Genomic DNA, 17,536 nt, shown 5'->3' with positions numbered 1-17,536 from the left:
ATGCCGCACGCGCTGGTCCGCGGCGCGCGCCTGAACGTCCTCCAGGTCGACGAGCCGCATCACCACCATCACGGTGCTGCGCGCGAGGACTTGGTGATGGTCCACGGCCTCGCCGCGAACATGGCGTTCTGGTATCTGCCCTATGCGCAGGCCTTCGCCAAGCGCTACCGGGTCACGCTGTTCGACCTGCGCGGCCACGGCCGCTCCGAGATCACGCCCGAGGGCTACACGCCGCAGGCGCTGGGCCAGGACCTGCTCGGCCTGATGGACGAGCTGGGCATCGCCCGCGCCCACCTCGTGGCGCACAGCTTCGGTGGCGTCGTCGCGCTCAACGCCGCCTGCAGCGACCCGGCGCGTTTCGCCAGCCTGGTGCTCTGCGACAGCCACATCTCCGCCGTGCGCCGCCACGCGGTGCCGCGCGAATGGAGCCGGCGCGCCTACGTGCAGTCGGTGCTGGACCGCCACGGCCTGGCGCTGGACACGCACGACCCGTACTTCGGCCACCGCCTGCTGACCGAGGTGGCGCACCTGCAGATCCGTCACGAGCCGGTGGGCGAGGACCTGCTCGCGCTCGTCGGCCCGATGCTCGGCCGCCAGGGCAAGCGCACCGCGATGCAGTGGGTCAAGCTGATGGACGAGACCGCCGCCGGCACCCAGCTGATGGGCGACGACGGGCTGACGCTCGAGTCGCTGCGCCGGCTGCTGTTCCCGATCCTCGCGCTCTACGGCGACCACTCGCAGGCGCGGCTGACCGGCGGCGAACTGCTCGAGGTCTGGCCGCACGGCGAGTTCCGCCGCGTGCGCGACGCCGGCCACTTCTTCCCCGTCTCGCGCGCCGCCGACGTGATGCACGAGTGCGAACGTTTCTGGCGCGGTGACTACTCGCGCCGCCCGGTCGTGCGCTCGGGCGAGGAGCAACGCCGCCACTTCCGCAGCGACCGTGTCTTCAAGGTCGACGGCGCCTGGCATTTCAGCACCCGCGAGCGCGGCCACATCGGGCCGTACGCCACGCCCGACGAGGCCCACGACGCACTCGCACGCTACATCTCCGACATGGCAGTGACGGTCTGATGGTTCAAGCCAACCGGCTCGGGATCTGGCCCGGGCTCAACCGGCGCGATTTCCGCTGCGTCGCACGCGGCGGTTTCGGCGACGGCAACAACGCCTACGCGCACTCGATGGCCTGGTTCAACGGCCATCTCTACGTCGGCACGACACGCGGCAACTTCCCGTTCATGAAGGCGCGGCTGCCGATCGCGATGGACGTCTGGCCGGTCGAGTGCCCCGAGAACCCGTTCGACCTGGACATGCACGCCGAGATCTGGCGTTATGACCCGCTCACCGACGAGTGGGAACGCGTGTTCAAGTCGCCGACGATCCTCGGCAGCCACGGCAAGCCGATCCCGCGCGAGCTGGGGCTGCGCGGCATGCTGGTCTACTCCGGCCGCGGCGTCGAGCCGCCGGCGCTGTTCGTCAGCACCTGGTCGCCGGCGCGCGGGCCGGGGCCGCACCTGCTGCGCTCGGAAGACGGCCGCAACTTCGTGCCGACCTGCGAGCCCGGCCTCACCGGGCTGCCGGTGACGACGATCCGCACCGTCACCGAGTTCAAGGGGCGGCTGTTCACGACGCCGGCGGGCTCGCGCGGCGGCAACCCGAACATCTCCGCGCACTCGGTCGTCTACGAGAGCGCCGACCCCTCGCACGGCGGCTGGGAGCCGGTCAGCGACTTCGGCTTCGGCGACCCGGGCAACAAGACGATCTTCGAGATGTGCGGCTTCGGCGACCATCTCTACGTCGGCACCTTCAACCTCGAGGGCTACCAGGTCTGGCGCAGCACCTGCGAAGGCGAGAAGCCCTACGTCTGGGAGAAGGTGATCGAGCGCGGTGCCGGGCGCGGCAAGCTCAACCAGTGCACGCTGTCGATGCTGCCCTTCAAGGGCGCGCTCTACATCGGCAGCGGCATCCAGGGCGGCGGCATCGACACCGCCAACAAGGTCGGCCCGGCGCCGCCGGAACTGGTGCGGGTCTGGCCCGACGGTTCCTGGGACCTGCTGGTCGGCGACGAGCGCGACACGCCGCAGGGCCGAAAGATCCCGCTGTCGGGCTACATGCCCGGCTTCAACAACTTCTTCAACGGCTACTTCTGGCGCATGGTGGAGCACGACGGCTGGCTCTACCTCAGCACCTTCGAGTGGAGCACGCTGGTCGGCTACGCCAACCGCAGCCGCTGGCCGGAGGCCTTCGCCAACGTCATCAACCACGTCGGCGCGCAGGCGATCTTCGACCACCACTCGGGCTTCGACCTGTACCGCAGCTTCGACGGCGAGAACTGGGTGCCGGTGACGAACAACGGCTTCGACAACCCGTACAACATGGGCCTGCGCACGCTGGTGTCCTCGCCGTACGGGCTGTTCTGCGGCACCGCCAACCCGTTCGGGCCGAAGATCATGCCGCTGGGCGGCGACCGCTACGTGCCCAACCCGCGCGGCGGCTGCGAGATCCACTTCGCCGCCAACGAGGCGCTGAAGCGGTGAGCCCCGACACCGGCGGCTGGCTGCGGCGGCGCGACAGCGCCGAGCCGGCGCCTGCGCTGCCGCCGGGCGTCGTCTTCGACGCCGACCTGGCCTACGGCCGCTGGCCGGCGCAGCGGCTGGACGTCTACCGTCCGGCGCAGGCGCAGGCCGCGCCGGTGCTCGTCGTCGTGCACGGCGGCGCCTGGATCACCGGCGACAAGCAGCAGCCGCAGGTCGTCGGCCACAAGCTGGCGCACTGGGGCCCGAAGGGCTGGATCCTCGTCGCGCTGAACTACCGCCGCCTGCCCTGGGCCGACCCACGCGAGCAGGCCGCCGACGTCGCGCGCGCGCTGGCCTTCGTGCAGCGCGAGTGCGCCGGCTGGGGCGGCGACGCCGGGCGCATCGTCGTGCTCGGCCATTCGACCGGCGCGCACCTCGCGGCGCTGGTGCTGGCCGACACGGCGCTGGCGGCCGACGCCGGGTGCAAGCCGCCGGCCGCCGCGGTGCTGGTCGACAGCGCCGCGCTCGACGTCGTCGAGGTGATGCAGGGCGTGCACCTGCCGCTGCACGACCGCGCCTTCGGCGATGCGCGCGAGGGCTGGGAATCGGCTTCACCCTGGCACCGCGCGGCGACGCTGACGGCACCGCCCCCGGTGCTGCTGGTGTGCTCGTCGCTGCGCGAGGATTCGGTGCGCCAGTCCGAACGCTTCGCCGCCCGGCTGGTCGAACGCGGCGGCCGCGCGCGCTCGCTGCCGCTGGCGCTGACGCACGCCGAGCTCAACGAGCGCCTGGGGCAGGAGGGCGAGCCGACCGAGGCCGTCGACGCCTTCCTGGCGGAGGTCTTCGCGCCGGTGGCGGCCGCAGGGTAATCCGTGGCGGTGCACGGGCGCTGCGCTTCTAGAATCGGCGCTCGACCCACCGACAGGAGCCTTGCCGCATGCCCACGTCCCGCCGTGCTCCGGCCGCCGACGCCAACGCCCAGCCCGGACCGAGGACGCTGAAGAAGTACCCCAACCGGCGTCTCTACGACACGCGCACCAGCAGCTACATCACGCTGGCCGACGTCAAGCGCATGGTGATGGGCGGCGAGGACTTCGAGGTGCGCGACGCCAAGACCGGCGACGAGCTCACGCGCAGCATCCTGCTGCAGATCATCCTCGAGGAAGAGTCCGGCGGCGTGCCGATGTTCAGCACCGAGATGCTGGCGCAGATCATCCGCTTCTACGGCAGCGCGATGCAGGGCCCGATGGGCGCGATGCTCGAGCAGAACCTGAAGGCCTTCGTCGAACTGCAGCAGCAGTTCGTCGGCGGCAAGCCACCGGTGTTCCCGAACCTGATGACGAGCTACCTCGACCAGTCGCGCGCCGTGTTCGAGGCGATGCAGGACCAGATGGCGGTGTTCGGGCGCTTCCCGCCGGGAAAGCGCTAAGCGTTCACAGCCGGGGTGCCGGCGGATTTGGGAAAATCCGTCGATGCATGAAACCGTTCCGACCGTCGCCTTCGCGTCGCTGGGCTGCCCCAAGGCGCTGACCGACTCCGAGCTGATCCTCACCCAGCTCGCCGCCGAGGGCTACCGCACCTCGAAAACCTTCGCCGGCGCCGACCTCGTCATCGTCAACACCTGCGGCTTCATCGACGACGCCGTCAAGGAGAGCCTGGACACGATCGGCGAGGCGCTGGCCGAGAACGGCCGCGTCATCGTCACCGGCTGCCTGGGCGCACGTGCCGGTGAGGCCGGCGGCAACATGGTGCAGCAGGTGCACCCCAAGGTGCTGGCGGTCACCGGCCCGCACGCGACGCAGGAGGTGATGGACGCGGTGCACCGCCACGTGCCCAAGCCGCACGACCCCTTCGTCGACCTCGTGCCCGAAGTGCGCGCCGAGTTCCGCGGCGAGGCCGGCATCAAGCTGACGCCGCGCCACTACGCGTACCTGAAGATCAGCGAAGGCTGCAACCACCGCTGCAGCTTCTGCATCATCCCGACGATGCGCGGCGACCTGGTCTCGCGCCCGGTCGGCGAGGTGCTCGGCGAAGCGAAGGCGCTGTTCGAGAACGGCGTCAAGGAGCTGCTCGTCGTCAGCCAGGACACCGGCGCCTACGGCGTGGACGTCCAGTACCGCACCGGCTTCTGGGACGGCCGCCCGGTGAAGACCCGTTTCGCCGAGCTCTGCGAGCAGCTGGCCAGGCTGGCCGAGGCGCACGGCGCCTGGGTGCGGTTGCACTACGTCTACCCGTACCCGCACGTCGACGAGGTGCTGCCGCTGATGGCCGAAGGGCGCATCCTGCCGTACCTGGACGTGCCGTTCCAGCACGCCCATCCGGACGTCTTGAAGCGCATGAAGCGCCCGGCCAGCGGCGAGCGCAACCTCGAGCGCCTGGCACGCTGGCGCGAGCTGTGCCCCGAGCTCGTCGTGCGCTCGACCTTCATCGCCGGTTTCCCCGGCGAGACCGAGGCCGAGTTCCAGACCCTGCTGGACTTCGTGCGCGAAGCCCAGATCGACCGCGCCGGCTGCTTCGCCTATTCGCCGGTGGCCGGCGCCCCGGCCAACGAGCTGCCGGGCGCGCTGCCCGACGCGGTGCGCGAGGAGCGCCGCGCGCGTTTCATGGAAGTCGCCGAGGCGGTGTCGGTGGCCAGGCTGCAGCGCCGCGTCGGACAGACGATGCAGGTGCTGGTCGACCACGCGCCGGCGCTGGGCCGCAAGGGCGGCGTCGGGCGGAGCTATGCCGACGCGCCCGAGATCGACGGCAGCGTGCGCCTGCTGCCGCCGCAGAAGGCCTCGCGCACGCTGAAGGTCGGCGAGTTCGTGCGGGCGCGCATCGTCGCCGCCGAAGGGCACGATCTCGTCGCGATGGCGCTCTGACCCCCTGAACCTTCCATGACCACCCGACTGATCCACCACCCGTACCGGCCGCCGGCCGGTTTCGATGCGCCGCAGGTCGGCGTGCACAAGGCCTCGACGGTGCTGTTCCCGGACGTCGCGGCGATGCGTGCGCGCGACTGGCGCCACCGCAACGGCTACACCTACGGCCTGCACGGCACGCCGACGACCTTCACGCTCGAAGAACGCATCGCGACGCTGGAAGGCGGCACGCACTGCGTGCTGGTGCCCAGCGGGCTGGCGGCGATCGCGCTGGTGAACATGGCGCTGCTGAAGAGCGGCGACGAGCTGCTGCTGCCCGACAACGTCTACGGCCCGAGCCGTGAACTGGCGCGGCGTGAACTCGCCGCCTGGGGCATCACGCACAAGCTCTACGACCCGATGGACCCGGCCTCGCTGGCCGCGGCCATCGGCCCGGCGACGAAACTCGTCTGGCTGGAGGCTGCGGGCTCGGTGACGATGGAGTTCCCGGACCTGCCGGCGCTGGTCGAGCTCTGCCGCGCACGCGGCGTGACGACGGCGCTGGACAACACCTGGGGTGCGGGCCTCGCGTTCTGCGGTTTCGATCTCGGCATCGACGTCGTCATGCAGGCGCTGACCAAGTACCCCTCGGGCGGCGGCGACGTGCTGATGGGCTCGGTCGTCACGCGTGACGCCGAACTGGCCGACCGCATCCACATGACGCACGGCCGGCTGGGGCAGGGCGTCGGCGCCAACGACGCCGAGGCGATGCTGCGTTCGCTGCCGTCGCTGTCGCTGCGTTATCACGCCGCTGACGCGGCAGGGCGTGAACTCGCCGCCTGGTGCACCACGCGGCCCGAGTTCACGCGTGTGCTGCACCCGGCGCTGGCCGGCGCGCCCGGCCACGAGCATTGGAAAACCACTTGCCGTGCCGCGGCCGGCCTGTTCTCGGTGATCGTCGACCCGCGTTTCACGAGCGCCCAGGTCGACCGTTTCGTCGACGCGCTGCAGCTGTTCGGCATCGGCTACTCCTGGGCCGGGCCGATGAGCCTGGTCGTGCCCTACGACCTGAAGCAGATGCGCGCCCGGCCCGCCTACGACGGTACCGTGGTGCGTTTCTCGATCGGCCTCGAAGAGGTGGCCGACCTGAAGGCCGACCTGGAGCAGACGCTGGCCGCGCTGGCGGACTGAAGCGCATGGAGGCGCCGGCGGTCCTGGCCTGCTGGCGATCGTTGGCCGTCGAGGTCGTCGACGCGACGGTGCTGCCCGACGGCTGTCGCGACCTGATCCTGTCCTGCCCGAACGGGGCGCGGCCAGCCTGGTTCGTCTCCGAACTGCCGGCCCGCGCCTATACCGTGCGCAGCGAGGCCGGCGACCGTTTCGTCGGTTTTCGCCTGCGCCCGGCGGCCTGCATCGCCGCGGCGCCGCTGCTGGCCGCGCTGCAGGCGCGCCCGGAGCGCGACGAGGCCGAGGCGCTGGCGCTGATCGCCGAACACGTGCGACTGGACGCTCGCCTGGACGAGGCGCTGCAGGCGCTGGCCGTGGCTGGGGGCGTGCTGGCGGCACGCCGCCAGCTCGGCGTCGGCGAGCGCACGCTGGAGCGCCTGCTGCACGCGGCCACCGGCCGCCCGCCGCGCTACTGGCAGGGCCTGGCGCGTGCACGGCGTGCCGCCCGTGCCTTGTCCACGGGCTTGCCGCTGGCCGACCTGGCCGTGCAGCACGGCTACGCCGACCAGGCGCACCTGACGCGCGAACTGCGCGCCTGGTTCGGGCTGGCGCCGGGCGCTCTGCGCCGGCGCGCCGACCTGCTGGCGCTGCTGGCCGAACCCGGTTACGCCTGAGCCGTGACCGGCGTGCAGAGCTCGACCAGGAACCCTTCCGGATCGGCGACGTAGGCCACGGTCTGGCCCCAGGGCATCTGCCGCGGCTCCTGCATCGGCAGCGCGCCGGCTTCGATGGCGCGCTGCATCGCCGCGGGCACGTCGTCGGTGGTCAGCGCGATCTCGAAACACGGCGCCCGGGCGTCGGGCCGCTGCGGGTGGTGGCCCATCTCGCGCAGCAGGCGGCGCGACGAGAAGGCCAGCGTCGTGCTGCCGGTGTCGAGTTCGCCGTAGTCGCCGCTGTCGTGCAGGAAGCGCTGCGCGAGGCCGAAGGCGGCACGGTAGAACGCCAGGCTGGCGGCGACGTCGTCGACGTAGAGGATGGTGTAGGCGAGCTTCATGGTGCGGGGCATGCGGGTGAAGGCCCGATGCTGCGCGATGCCGGCGCCGGCGTCTTGAACGAACCCGACAGCGGGGACATGCCGCCCGGCGTCAGTCCTTCGCCGGCCCCGACACCTTGTGCCGCATCAGCCGGCCCTTCTCGCGCTCCCAGTCGCGCTTCTTCTCGGTGTCGCGCTTGTCGTGCAGCGCCTTGCCCTTGGCCAGCGCGATCTCGGCCTTCACCCGCCCGCCCTTGTAGTGCAGGTTCAGCGGCACGAGGGTGAAACCCTTCTGCTCGACCTTGCCGACGAGACGACGGATCTCGTCCTTCTTCATCAGCAGCTTCTTCGTGCGGTCGGGCTCGGGCAGCACGTGGGTGGACGCCGAACGCAGCGCGTTGATGCGGCAGCCGATCAGGAACAGCTCGCCGTCGCGCACCAGCACGTAGCCGTCGGTCAGCTGCACCTGGCCGGCGCGGATGGCCTTGATCTCCCAGCCCGACAGCACGATGCCGGCCTCGTACTGCTCCTCGATGTGGTACTCGAATCGGGCGCGGCGGTTTTCTGCGATGTTGGCCATGGAGTCGTCGTGAAGGGGCAGCCCCCTACAATCGAAGCATTGTATGAAGCACGTGAAGAAGTCGGTCCTGCTGTGGTACTCCCCGAGGGAGATGTACGACCTGGTGACGGACGTCCACCACTATCCGCAGTTCCTGCCCTGGTGCGACCGCGCCGACGTGCTGGAGACGCACGAGGACGGCGTCACCGCTCGGCTGGGCATGCACTACATGGGGGTGAAACACGCGTTCACCACCCGCAACGAGAACACGCCGCCCGAGTGCGTGCTGATGAAGCTGGTCGACGGCCCGTTCTCGCTGCTCGAAGGCACCTGGCTCTTCCACCCGCTGGGCGGTGCCGGGCCCGAGGCGCGTGCCTGCAAGGTCGAGCTCGACCTGCGCTACGCCTTCGCGGGCAAGACGCTGGAGACCGTCGTCAGCCCGGTCTTCGACCGCGTCGCCAACACGCTGGTCGACTGCTTCGTCAAACGCGCCGAGTCGGTCTACGGCGCTCGCTGAGCACGCCGGGCACACGATGCGCGTCGAAGTCGTCTATTGCGCCGCGCCGCACGCCACCGACCGCGTCGAACTGGAACTCGCCGCCGGCACGACGCTGGTCGAGGCCTTGCGTGCCAGCGGTCTGGCCGAACGCCACGGGCTGGCGCTCGGGGCGCTGGACGCCGGCATCTGGGGCCGCGTGCAACCGCCCCGGACCGTGCTGCGCGACGGCGACCGCGTCGAGCTGTACCGCCCGCTGACGGTGGACCCGAAAGAAGCGCGCCGGCAACGTTACCGCGGCGCTCGCTGAACCGGGTTCAGTCGCAGTCCGAGGCGATGATGCCCTCGGCGCGGCGCGACTCCTCGGCGCGGCCCTTGTCGTCGAGGAACTCGCGTTCGCCCTTCTCGTTGAGGCGCGCGATGCGCTGACCGCTCTGCAGCCCCGCGAGCTGCGCCTTGGCGCGGCGGCAGTTCTCGGCGCGCGCCTGGGCCACGCGCTCCTGCTCGACCTTGAGCCTGGACTGCTGCTCCTGCTCGGCGGCGCGGCGGCGCTGCTCGAGCACGGGGTCGACCTTGGCCGCTGTCGGTGCCGAGGCGGCGCTGGCGGCCGCGGGCGGCGGGGGCAGGCGGCGTGCGCTGGACGGCCGCTGGATGATGTCCTTGTCGGCCACCTCGCGCGGCGGGGGCAGGTCGCTGGCCGTGATCTGGCCGTTGCGGTCGCGCCAGATCCACTGCGCCTGGACCGTGCCCACGAAGGCGAGCAGGCAGGCGGCGAGGACGAGCGGGCGCAGCAGGGACGGGCGGACGGGCGGCATCGGGGCAGTGTAGTGCTCCACGGCGGGCCGGCATTTGACGAAAGCGCAGCACCTGCGGAGGGCGTCGACTCTTCCCTATAATCCGCTTTTGCGTCTGGAGCTTTCCTCAGCATGCGCCTACTCGGCAAAGCGCTCACCTTCGACGATGTGTTGTTGGTGCCGGCGTACTCCCAGGTGTTGCCCCGCGACACCAGCCTCAAGACCCGTCTCTCCCGCAACATCGCCCTGAACCTGCCGCTCGTGTCGGCGGCCATGGACACGGTGACCGAAGCGCGCCTGGCGATCGCCATCGCGCAGGAGGGCGGGATCGGCATCGTGCACAAGAACTTCACGCCCAAGCAGCAGGCGGCGGAAGTGGCACGCGTCAAGCGTTACGAGTCGGGCGTGCTGCGCGACCCGATCACGGTGACGCCCGAGACGACGGTGCGCGAGGTGCGCGAACTGTCGCGCCAGCACGGCTTCTCCGGCTTCCCGGTGCTCGAAGGCCCGAAGGTCGTCGGCATCGTCACCAACCGCGACCTGCGCTTCGAGGCCCGCCTGGACGCCCCGGTGCGCGAGGTCATGACGCCGCGCGAGCGTCTGGTCTGGGTCGGCGAGGAAGCCTCGCTGGACGAGGCCAAGGAGCTGATGCACCGCCACAAGCTCGAGCGTGTGCTCGTCGTCAACGAAGCCTTCGAGCTGCGCGGGCTGATGACGGTGAAGGACATCACCAAGCAGACCGACTTCCCGAACGCCGCGCGCGACAGCCACGGCAAGCTGCGTGTCGGCGCCGCGGTCGGCGTCGGCGAGGGCACCGAGGAGCGTGTCGAGCTGCTGGTCAAGGCCGGCGTCGACGTGCTCGTCGTCGACACCGCGCACGGCCACAGCGCCGGCGTCATCGAGCGCGTGCGCTGGGTGAAGAAGAACTTCCCGCAGGTCGACGTCATCGGCGGCAACATCGCCACCGGCGCGGCCGCGCTGGCGCTGGTCGAGGCCGGCGCCGACGCGGTCAAGGTCGGCATCGGCCCGGGCTCGATCTGCACGACGCGCATCATCGCCGGCGTCGGTGTGCCGCAGATCACCGCGATCGACAACGTCGCCACCGCGCTGCGCGGCAGTGGCGTGCCGCTGATCGCCGACGGCGGCATCCGCTACTCGGGCGACATCGCCAAGGCCGTCGCCGCCGGCGCCAGCACGGTGATGATGGGCGGCATGTTCGCCGGCACCGAAGAAGCGCCGGGCGAGGTCATCCTCTACCAGGGCCGCAGCTACAAGAGCTACCGCGGCATGGGCTCGATCGGGGCGATGAAGGCCGGTTCCGCCGACCGCTACTTCCAGGAAAACGACGAGACCTCGAACCCCAACGCCGACAAGCTCGTGCCCGAGGGCATCGAGGGCCGCGTGCCGTACAAGGGTTCGATGCTGTCCATCGTCTACCAGATGGCCGGCGGCCTGCGCGCGTCGATGGGCTACTGCGGCTGCGCGACGGTCGAGGAGATGGCCAGCAAGGCCGAGTTCGTCGAGATCACCGCCGCCGGCATTCGTGAGAGCCACGTGCACGACGTGCAGATCACGAAGGAAGCGCCGAACTACCGCATGGAGTGATCGGCTTGGAGACGTCCCCCGCGCCGGTGCATCCCGGCGGCCGGCCGGCAGCGATGCGTTTCATCATGCTGGTCGTGCTCATCGACATGCTGGCGGTGGGCGTCATCTCGCCGGTGCTGCCGGCGCTGGTCGGTGTCTTCACCACCAGCCCGGCCGAGCAGACCTACTGGTACGGCGTCGTCGCGTTCTCGTACGCGGTGGCGTGTTTCATCGGCGCGCCCATCCTGGGCGCGCTGTCCGACCGCTACGGCCGCCGCCCGGTGCTGCTGCTGGGCTTCTGCGGCCTGGCGTTCAACTTCTTCGTCACCGCGCTGTCGACGTCGATCTGGATGCTGGTCGCGTCGCGCATCGTCGGCGGCGCGATGCAGGCCAACGCCGCGGTCGCCAACGCCTACGTCGCCGACATCACGCCACCGCAGGAGCGCGCCAAACGTTTCGGCATGCTGGGCGCGATGTTCGGCATCGGCTTCATCCTCGGGCCGGTGATCGGCGGGCTGCTCGGCGGCATCGACCCGCACCTGCCGTTCTTCGTCGCCGGCACGCTGGCGCTGCTGAACCTGGCCTACGGCTACTTCGTGCTGCCGGAGTCGCTGCCGCTGGACAAGCGCCGGCCCTTCCAGTGGAAGCGCGCCAACCCGCTGTCGGCGCTGAGGGAGCTGGCGCAGCTCAAAGGGGTCGGCGCGCTGGTCATCGTGCTGGCCTGCGCCGCGCTGGCGCAGTTCTCGCTGTACACGACCTGGGTGCTCTACACGACCTTCAAGTTCGGCTGGGGCCCGGCGCAGAACGGCTGGTCGCTGTTCGCGATCGGCCTGGTGTCGGCGATCGTGCAGGGCGGGCTGCTGGGGCGTCTGCTCAAGCACTACGGCGCGCAGCGTCTGGCGGTGATGGGGCTGCTGTCGTCGACACTGGCCTTCGTCGCCTTCGGCCTCGTCACCGAGGGCTGGATGATGTATGTCGTCATCGCCGCCAACATCCTCGGCAACACCATCACCGCGTCGCTGCAGGGCCTGGTCTCGGGCGCGGCGCAGCACGACAACCAGGGCCAGACGATGGGCTCGGTGAGTTCGCTCAACAGCTTGATGGCCGTCGTCGCGCCGACGCTGGCCGCGCCGCTGCTGGGCCTGGTGTCCAACCTGCCGCAGGGCGACTGGCGCATCGGCACGCCGATGTTCTTCTCCGCGGTGCTGCAGGCCCTGGCGCTGGCCTTCGCGATCGCCCACTTCCGCAAACAACGCCGAGCGCGGCTGGCCACCAACGCCGCGTGACCGACTCCCGCCTGCCTCGCCGCCCCGTCCTGCAAGACGTGGTGCGCGCGGCGGGCCTTCTTCGCTTCAGAGCCCGACGATGCACGACAAGATCCTCATCCTCGACTTCGGTTCGCAGGTCACCCAGCTGATCGCACGTCGCGTGCGCGAGGCGCACGTCTACTGCGAGATCCACCCCAACGACGTCTCCGACGCCTTCGTGCGCGAGTTCGCGCCCAAGGCGATCATCCTGTCGGGCAGCCACGCCAGCACCTACGAGGCCGAGGACCTGCGCGCGCCGCAGGCGGTGTGGGACCTGGGCGTGCCGGTGCTGGGCATCTGCTACGGCATGCAGACCATGGCCGCGCAGCTGGGCGGCGCGGTCGAGGGCGGCAAGACACGCGAGTTCGGCTACGCCGAGGTGCGCGCCCACGGCCACACGAAGCTGCTCGAAGGCATCCAGGACTTCGCCACGGCCGAAGGCCACGGCATGCTCAAGGTCTGGATGAGCCACGGCGACAAGGTCACCGCGCTGCCGCCGGGCTTCAAGCTGATGGCCAGCACGCCGAGCTGCCCGATCGCCGGCATGGCCGACGAGGCACGCGGCTACTACGCGGTGCAGTTCCACCCCGAGGTCACGCACACCGTGCAGGGCCGCGCGCTGCTCGAACGTTTCGTGCTGCAGATCGCCGGCGCGAAGCCCGACTGGGTGATGCGTGATCACGTCGAGGAAGCCGTGGCCCGCATCCGCGAGCAGGTCGGTGACGAGGAGGTCATCCTCGGCCTGTCCGGCGGCGTCGACTCCAGCGTCGCCGCGGCGCTGATCCACCGCGCCATCGGCGAGCAGCTGACCTGCGTCTTCGTCGACCACGGCCTGCTGCGCCTGAACGAAGGCGACATGGTGATGGACATGTTCGCCGGCAAGCTGCACGCCCGCGTGATCCGCGTCGACGCCAGCGAGCTGTTCCTGGGCGAACTGGCCGGCGTCTCCGACCCCGAGGCCAAGCGCAAGATCATCGGCCGCCTGTTCGTCGACGTCTTCAAGGCCGAGGCCGCCAAGCTGAAGGCCGGCACCGGCGGCCACAAGGGCGCGACCTTCCTCGCCCAGGGCACGATCTACCCCGACGTCATCGAGTCGGGCGGCGCCAAGACCAAGAAGGCGACGACGATCAAGAGCCACCACAACGTCGGCGGCCTGCCCGAGCAGCTGGGCCTGAAGCTGCTGGAGCCGCTGCGCGACCTGTTCAAGGACGAGGTGCGCGAGCTGGGTGTGGCGCTCGGCCTGCCGCACGAGATGGTCTACCGCCATCCGTTCCCGGGCCCGGGCCTGGGCGTGCGCATCCTCGGCGAGGTGAAGAAGGACTACGCCGACCTGCTGCGCCGCGCCGACGCGATCTTCATCGAGGAGCTGCGCAACTTCCGCGACGAGGCCAGCGGCAAGACCTGGTACGACCTGACCAGCCAGGCCTTCACCGTCTTCCTGCCGGTCAAGAGCGTCGGCGTGATGGGCGACGGCCGCACCTACGACTACGTCGTCGCGCTGCGCGCCGTGCAGACCAGCGACTTCATGACCGCCGACTGGGCCGAGCTGCCGTACGCGCTACTGAAGAAGGTCTCCAGCCGCATCATCAACGAGGTCCGCGGCATCAACCGCGTCACCTACGACGTCAGCAGCAAGCCGCCGGCGACGATCGAGTGGGAGTGAGCCGCCCCCTCCGCGCCTGAAGCGACGGTGCTAAGCTCCCCCGCGTGAAGACGATCCGCCTCCTGGTGCTGGTGCTCCTGGCGCTGCTGCTGCCCTTGCGGGGCGCGGTGGCCGAGGTGCTGCTGTGCGCCGGGCATGCGGCCGCCGTGTCGCATGGCGAGCACGCGGTCACGGCCGTGGCGCAGCACGACTGCGAGCCGGCGGTGGCCGACCACGCGGACGGCGCGCACGAGGCCGAGGAAGCCGCCGCCGACCCTCATGGCGCATCGGGCGCCGCCGCCAAGTGCAACACCTGCAGCGCCAGCTGCTCGATGTCGCCGCTGCTCGGCGCGATGCCGGTCGTCCCGGCTCCGGGCTGGGCCCCGGAGTCCCACGCGTCGTCGCTCGACGCCCCCGCTCCCAGCCATCTGACCGATGGCCAGGAGCGCCCACCCCGAAGCATCTGACCCCGTCCGGCCTCGCCTGAGGCCGTGAGCACCCGCGCCCGTACGGCGCGGGCCGCTGCGTGGACCCGCGGTCCACGCGTCAGATCTTCGAGGTGTCCCATGCCCTCCCTGGCTTTGCCTGCCGTCGACGTCGCGCACGCGACGTCCCCCTTCTTCGCCCCTCCCGCGCCCGATGCCCGCAGGGCCGGCGAGGGTGGGACGATGGGCGCTCCCTCCCGCGGCCCGCGCTGACATGGCCGGCATCGTCATCCGGCACGCGAGCGGCCTGCTGGGGCTGGCCTTCGTGCTGCAGGCGGCGGCCCAGACGGCGGCTCCCGTGCCGGCCGGCGACTGGCGCAGCGCCGTCGAAGCGGCCTGGCAGCGCAGCGTGCAGGCGGCCGAGGCCGGCGGCCAGCGGCGCTCCGCCCTGGCCGAGCGTGCGGCGGCGGCCTCGTTCTGGGCCGGCTCGCCGGCGGTGGAGCTGGAGCAGCTGCGCAAGCGCCAGCGGCCCGGCGTCGCCAGCCGGGAGACCGAGCTCGGCATCGCGCTGCCGCTCTGGCTGCCCGGCCAGCGCGACGCGCGCCTGGCGGCCGCCGAGGCCCAGGCGCAGGCGGCGGCCGCGGCCACCGACGCCGCGCGGCTGCAGATGGCCCGCTCGGTCCTGGACGCCGCGGCGGCGGTCTTGGCCCGGCGCGCCGAGCTCGAGTCCGCCGAACTGCAGGCGCAGGCGCTGCAGGCCCTGGCCGCCGACGTCGCGCGCCGCGTGAAGGCGGGCGAGCTGGCGCGTGCCGACGCGCTCGCCGCCGATGCCGAGCATCTGGCCCAGCTGGATGCGCAGGCGCAGGCGAAGCTGCAGTTGCAGGCGGCCGAAGCGCGCTGGACCGCGCTGACCGGACTGGCAGCGATGCCTCCGCCGCCGCCGGCACCCCGCGGCGCGGCGCCGTCCGGCGCGCCCGTCGAGCACCCGCTGCTGCGCGAAGCGACGGCCCGGCTGGCGCTGGCCCGCAAGCGCCTGGAGTCGGTGCGGCTGTCGCGCCGCGACGCGCCCGAGCTCATCGTGCGCGCCCACCAGGAAGTGGCCGGCGGCGAGCCCGACACGCGCGGCATCGGCGTCGCGCTGCGCATCCCCTTGGCCACCGCCGACCGCAACGAGCCGCTGATGAGCGCCGCGCTGGCCGAGGTCGAACTGGCCGAGGCCGGCGAGGCCGAGGTCCGGCGCCGGCTGGACCTCGAGCTCGGCGACGCCGAACGCGAGGCCGAGGCGGCCCGCCGGCAACTGGACAACGAGACCGCCCGGGCCCGGCTGCTGCGCGAGCGCGCCGCGCTGATCCACACCTCGTTCGACGCCGGGCAGACCCCGCTGCCGGACACCTTGCGGGCGCTGTCGCAAGCCGCGCAGGCCGAGGCGGCGGCGCGCCGCCAGGCGGTCGCCGCGGCGCTGGCGGTGATCCGGCTCGAACAGGCACGAGGAGTGATGCCATGAACCCACTGCTTCACGCCGGGGCGATGGCCCTGGCCATCGCCGCCGGCGCGGCCGTCGCCCACGGCGACGAACCGCACGGCGATGCCCCGCACCCGCCGGCGGCCGCCACCGCCACCGGGCCGCGCTTCGAGGCGTCGACTCCGCTGTTCGAGCTCGTCGGCCGGCTGGAAGACGGCGCGCTGACGCTGTGGCTCAACCGCTTCGCCAGCGGCGAGCCGGTGGCCGCGGCGGCGCTCGAACTCCAGCTCGATGCGCTGCAGACGGTCGCCCGCTACCGGGCCGCGCGGGGCGACTACCGCGTCGAGGATGCCGCCTTCGTCGCCGCGCTGGCCCGGCCCGGTCCGCACCCGCTGGTGCTGACGGTGACCGCCGGCGACGAGGCCGACCTGCTCGACGCGACGCTGGACATGCCGGCGGCGCCGGTGGCCGGTGAGACGCCCGACGCCGGGCCCGGCCTGCGCCGGCTGGCCGGCCCCGCGCTGCTCGTCCTGGCCGCTGCGGCGGGCCTGGGCATCGTCTGGCGCCGACGCCGGCGCCGCTTCCCGGAGACCACGGCATGAAGCGCCTGTTCGTCCTGCCTTTGCTGGCGCTGGCCGCCGCGGCCCACGCCGGCCCGGGGGCCCACGGCCCGAACGGCGAGCACCTGGACGCGGCGCCCGCCGCGGCGAGCGCCGACGTCCTGGCCCGCCTGCCCGACGGCAGCGTCGTGCTGCCGATGCCGGCGCAGCGCCGGCTGCAGATCCGCACCCAGCTCGGCGAGCTGAGCGACGCCGCGGCCAGCGTCGAGCTGCCGGCGCGCGTCGTGATGGACCCGAACAGCAGCGGCCGCGTGCAGACGGCCACCGGGGGCACCGTGCATCCCGGGCCGCGCGGCCTGCCGGTGCCGGGGCAGCGTGTGCGCAAGGGCGAGGTCCTGGCCCGGGTCGTGTTCCAGCCGAGCCCGCTCGAGCGCGCCAATCAGCGCGCCCAGCTGGCCGAGGTCCGCGCCGAACTGCAGCTGGCGCGGCAGCAGGCCCAGCGCCTGCAGTCGCTCGAAGGCACGGTGGCGCGCCGGGAGATCGAGGCCGCGCAGGCCGCGGTGCAGAGCCTGGCCGGCCGCGAGCGAGCCCTGGCCGGCAGCGTCGGCGCTGCCGAGGCGCTGTTGGCCCCGGTCGACGGCGTCATCGCGCGCGCCGACGTCGTCGCCGGCCAGGTGGTCGAGCCGCGTGACCTGCTGTTCGAGGTCGTCGATCCCGGCCGGCTGCTGATCGAGGCGACGACGTCCGACCCGGCGATCGCGGCGGGCATCGTCGGCGCGGCGCTGCTCGGCCATCCCGGCGTCGAGCTGAAGCTGCTGGGCGCGGCGCGCTCGCTGCGCGACGGCGCGATGCCGGTGAGCTTCCGCGCCTCGGGTCGCGGCGCGCTGCCGCTGGCGCTGGCGCTGGGCCAGCCCGTCCAGGTCGTCGCCCGGCTGGCCGGCAGCCTGAAAGGCGTCGTGCTGCCCGCCGACGCCGTGGTGCGCAACGCCGCCAACGAGCCGGTGGTCTGGCTCAAGACCAGCGCCGAACGTTTCGTGCCGCAGCCCGTGCGCGCGCAGCCGCTGGATGCGACGCGGGTCGTCGTGCAGGGCGTCGAGCCCGGCGTGCGCGTCGTCGTCCAGGGCGCGAATCTGATCGCCCAGATCCGCTGAAGC

General features: G+C 72.0%; 19 protein-coding genes. 16 read left to right on the top strand and 3 right to left on the bottom strand.

What is annotated here, in order from left to right:
- The 7 genes from EV684_RS09770 to EV684_RS09740 all read left to right on the top strand — a co-directional run bounded on the left by EV684_RS09770 (nt 1) and on the right by EV684_RS09740 (nt 7,194).
- Entirely contained in the window at nt 1-1,071 is a 1,071-nt protein-coding gene (locus tag EV684_RS09770; RefSeq protein ID WP_132646644.1) for an alpha/beta fold hydrolase, read from the top strand.
- Nucleotides 1,071-2,534 (top strand): hypothetical protein, encoded by a 1,464-nt coding sequence (locus EV684_RS09765; RefSeq protein WP_132646642.1) that lies wholly within the window; start codon nt 1,071-1,073, stop codon nt 2,532-2,534. The genes EV684_RS09770 and EV684_RS09765 overlap by 1 nt, the downstream gene beginning before the upstream one ends.
- Nucleotides 2,531-3,382, top strand: coding sequence for an alpha/beta hydrolase (locus EV684_RS09760; RefSeq protein ID WP_132646640.1), 852 nt, complete (start codon nt 2,531-2,533; stop codon nt 3,380-3,382). The genes EV684_RS09765 and EV684_RS09760 overlap by 4 nt, the downstream gene beginning before the upstream one ends.
- 68 nt (nt 3,383-3,450) lie before the next feature.
- Entirely contained in the window at nt 3,451-3,942 is a 492-nt protein-coding gene (gene phaR / locus EV684_RS09755) for a polyhydroxyalkanoate synthesis repressor PhaR (RefSeq protein ID WP_132646638.1), read from the top strand.
- A gap of 43 nt (nt 3,943-3,985) precedes the next feature.
- The gene (rimO, locus tag EV684_RS09750) at nt 3,986-5,374 is read left to right on the top strand and encodes a 30S ribosomal protein S12 methylthiotransferase RimO (RefSeq protein WP_132646636.1); all 1,389 of its coding nucleotides are present in this window, start codon (nt 3,986-3,988) and stop codon (nt 5,372-5,374) included.
- A 15-nt stretch (nt 5,375-5,389) separates the two neighbouring features.
- Nucleotides 5,390-6,544: a PLP-dependent transferase gene (locus EV684_RS09745; RefSeq protein ID WP_132646634.1), complete on the top strand. Its 1,155-nt coding sequence runs from the start codon at nt 5,390-5,392 to the stop codon at nt 6,542-6,544.
- Between the two features lie 5 nt (nt 6,545-6,549).
- Entirely contained in the window at nt 6,550-7,194 is a 645-nt protein-coding gene (locus EV684_RS09740; RefSeq protein ID WP_132646632.1) for a helix-turn-helix domain-containing protein, read from the top strand.
- Here the strand turns inward: EV684_RS09740 and EV684_RS09735 are convergent.
- On the bottom strand, nt 7,185-7,574 hold the full coding sequence (locus tag EV684_RS09735) for a VOC family protein (protein ID WP_132646884.1): 390 nt from the start codon (nt 7,572-7,574) through the stop codon (nt 7,185-7,187). The two genes, EV684_RS09740 and EV684_RS09735, sit on opposite strands and share 10 nt — an antisense overlap.
- A gap of 91 nt (nt 7,575-7,665) precedes the next feature.
- Nucleotides 7,666-8,133: an SsrA-binding protein SmpB gene (gene smpB / locus EV684_RS09730; RefSeq protein WP_132646630.1), complete on the bottom strand. Its 468-nt coding sequence runs from the start codon at nt 8,131-8,133 to the stop codon at nt 7,666-7,668.
- Between the two features lie 43 nt (nt 8,134-8,176).
- On the opposite strand from smpB, the gene EV684_RS09725 reads away from it, so the two are divergent.
- Both EV684_RS09725 and EV684_RS09720 read left to right on the top strand, forming a co-directional pair.
- The gene (locus tag EV684_RS09725; protein WP_132646628.1) at nt 8,177-8,629 is read left to right on the top strand and encodes a type II toxin-antitoxin system RatA family toxin; all 453 of its coding nucleotides are present in this window, start codon (nt 8,177-8,179) and stop codon (nt 8,627-8,629) included.
- Nucleotides 8,630-8,645: 16 nt separating this feature from the next.
- Nucleotides 8,646-8,918, top strand: coding sequence for an RnfH family protein (locus EV684_RS09720; RefSeq protein ID WP_132646626.1), 273 nt, complete (start codon nt 8,646-8,648; stop codon nt 8,916-8,918).
- Between the two features lie 7 nt (nt 8,919-8,925).
- On the opposite strand, the gene EV684_RS09715 is transcribed toward EV684_RS09720, so the two are convergent.
- Nucleotides 8,926-9,423, bottom strand: a complete 498-nt coding sequence (locus EV684_RS09715) for a DUF4124 domain-containing protein (protein WP_132646624.1) — start codon at nt 9,421-9,423, stop codon at nt 8,926-8,928.
- A gap of 111 nt (nt 9,424-9,534) precedes the next feature.
- Here EV684_RS09715 and guaB point away from each other — a divergent pair, with 111 nt between their 5' ends.
- The 7 genes from guaB (at nt 9,535) to EV684_RS09680 (ending at nt 17,533) form a co-directional block, all read left to right on the top strand.
- Nucleotides 9,535-11,007 carry an IMP dehydrogenase gene (guaB, locus tag EV684_RS09710; RefSeq protein ID WP_132646622.1) on the top strand — a complete coding sequence of 491 codons (1,473 nt, stop codon included), beginning with the start codon at nt 9,535-9,537 and terminating at the stop codon, nt 11,005-11,007.
- Nucleotides 11,004-12,272 carry an MFS transporter gene (locus EV684_RS09705; RefSeq protein ID WP_375138642.1) on the top strand — a complete coding sequence of 423 codons (1,269 nt, stop codon included), beginning with the start codon at nt 11,004-11,006 and terminating at the stop codon, nt 12,270-12,272. The genes guaB and EV684_RS09705 overlap by 4 nt, the downstream gene beginning before the upstream one ends.
- A gap of 79 nt (nt 12,273-12,351) precedes the next feature.
- The gene (gene guaA / locus EV684_RS09700; RefSeq protein ID WP_132646620.1) at nt 12,352-13,956 is read left to right on the top strand and encodes a glutamine-hydrolyzing GMP synthase; all 1,605 of its coding nucleotides are present in this window, start codon (nt 12,352-12,354) and stop codon (nt 13,954-13,956) included.
- A 44-nt stretch (nt 13,957-14,000) separates the two neighbouring features.
- Nucleotides 14,001-14,402: a hypothetical protein gene (locus EV684_RS09695; RefSeq protein ID WP_132646618.1), complete on the top strand. Its 402-nt coding sequence runs from the start codon at nt 14,001-14,003 to the stop codon at nt 14,400-14,402.
- Nucleotides 14,403-14,634: 232 nt separating this feature from the next.
- The gene (locus EV684_RS09690) at nt 14,635-15,864 is read left to right on the top strand and encodes a TolC family protein (RefSeq protein ID WP_132646616.1); all 1,230 of its coding nucleotides are present in this window, start codon (nt 14,635-14,637) and stop codon (nt 15,862-15,864) included.
- Nucleotides 15,861-16,424, top strand: coding sequence for a hypothetical protein (locus EV684_RS09685; protein ID WP_132646614.1), 564 nt, complete (start codon nt 15,861-15,863; stop codon nt 16,422-16,424). The genes EV684_RS09690 and EV684_RS09685 overlap by 4 nt, the downstream gene beginning before the upstream one ends.
- Nucleotides 16,421-17,533 carry an efflux RND transporter periplasmic adaptor subunit gene (locus tag EV684_RS09680; RefSeq protein WP_132646612.1) on the top strand — a complete coding sequence of 371 codons (1,113 nt, stop codon included), beginning with the start codon at nt 16,421-16,423 and terminating at the stop codon, nt 17,531-17,533. The genes EV684_RS09685 and EV684_RS09680 overlap by 4 nt, the downstream gene beginning before the upstream one ends.
- The last annotated feature ends 3 nt before the right edge of the window (nt 17,534-17,536 follow it).

The sequence above is a fragment of the Rubrivivax gelatinosus genome (assembly GCF_004340905.1).
Taxonomy (GTDB): Bacteria; Pseudomonadota; Gammaproteobacteria; order Burkholderiales; family Burkholderiaceae_C; genus Rubrivivax; species Rubrivivax gelatinosus.
This window is presented reverse-complemented; position numbering and strand designations above follow the sequence as displayed.

Coding starts and splice junctions, on each gene's coding strand:
- guaA (WP_132646620.1), top strand. CDS start 12,352: ATGCACGACAAGATCCTCATCCTCGACTTCGGTTCGCAGGTCACCCAG.
- EV684_RS09690 (WP_132646616.1), top strand. CDS start 14,635: ATGGCCGGCATCGTCATCCGGCACGCGAGCGGCCTGCTGGGGCTGGCC.
- EV684_RS09680 (WP_132646612.1), top strand. CDS start 16,421: ATGAAGCGCCTGTTCGTCCTGCCTTTGCTGGCGCTGGCCGCCGCGGCC.
- EV684_RS09765 (WP_132646642.1), top strand. CDS start 1,071: ATGGTTCAAGCCAACCGGCTCGGGATCTGGCCCGGGCTCAACCGGCGC.
- EV684_RS09720 (WP_132646626.1), top strand. CDS start 8,646: ATGCGCGTCGAAGTCGTCTATTGCGCCGCGCCGCACGCCACCGACCGC.
- EV684_RS09685 (WP_132646614.1), top strand. CDS start 15,861: ATGAACCCACTGCTTCACGCCGGGGCGATGGCCCTGGCCATCGCCGCC.
- EV684_RS09770 (WP_132646644.1), top strand. CDS start 1: ATGCCGCACGCGCTGGTCCGCGGCGCGCGCCTGAACGTCCTCCAGGTC.
- EV684_RS09740 (WP_132646632.1), top strand. CDS start 6,550: ATGGAGGCGCCGGCGGTCCTGGCCTGCTGGCGATCGTTGGCCGTCGAG.
- EV684_RS09735 (WP_132646884.1), bottom strand. CDS start 7,574: ATGAAGCTCGCCTACACCATCCTCTACGTCGACGACGTCGCCGCCAGC.
- EV684_RS09745 (WP_132646634.1), top strand. CDS start 5,390: ATGACCACCCGACTGATCCACCACCCGTACCGGCCGCCGGCCGGTTTC.
- guaB (WP_132646622.1), top strand. CDS start 9,535: ATGCGCCTACTCGGCAAAGCGCTCACCTTCGACGATGTGTTGTTGGTG.
- EV684_RS09715 (WP_132646624.1), bottom strand. CDS start 9,423: ATGCCGCCCGTCCGCCCGTCCCTGCTGCGCCCGCTCGTCCTCGCCGCC.
- EV684_RS09725 (WP_132646628.1), top strand. CDS start 8,177: ATGAAGCACGTGAAGAAGTCGGTCCTGCTGTGGTACTCCCCGAGGGAG.
- rimO (WP_132646636.1), top strand. CDS start 3,986: ATGCATGAAACCGTTCCGACCGTCGCCTTCGCGTCGCTGGGCTGCCCC.
- phaR (WP_132646638.1), top strand. CDS start 3,451: ATGCCCACGTCCCGCCGTGCTCCGGCCGCCGACGCCAACGCCCAGCCC.
- smpB (WP_132646630.1), bottom strand. CDS start 8,133: ATGGCCAACATCGCAGAAAACCGCCGCGCCCGATTCGAGTACCACATC.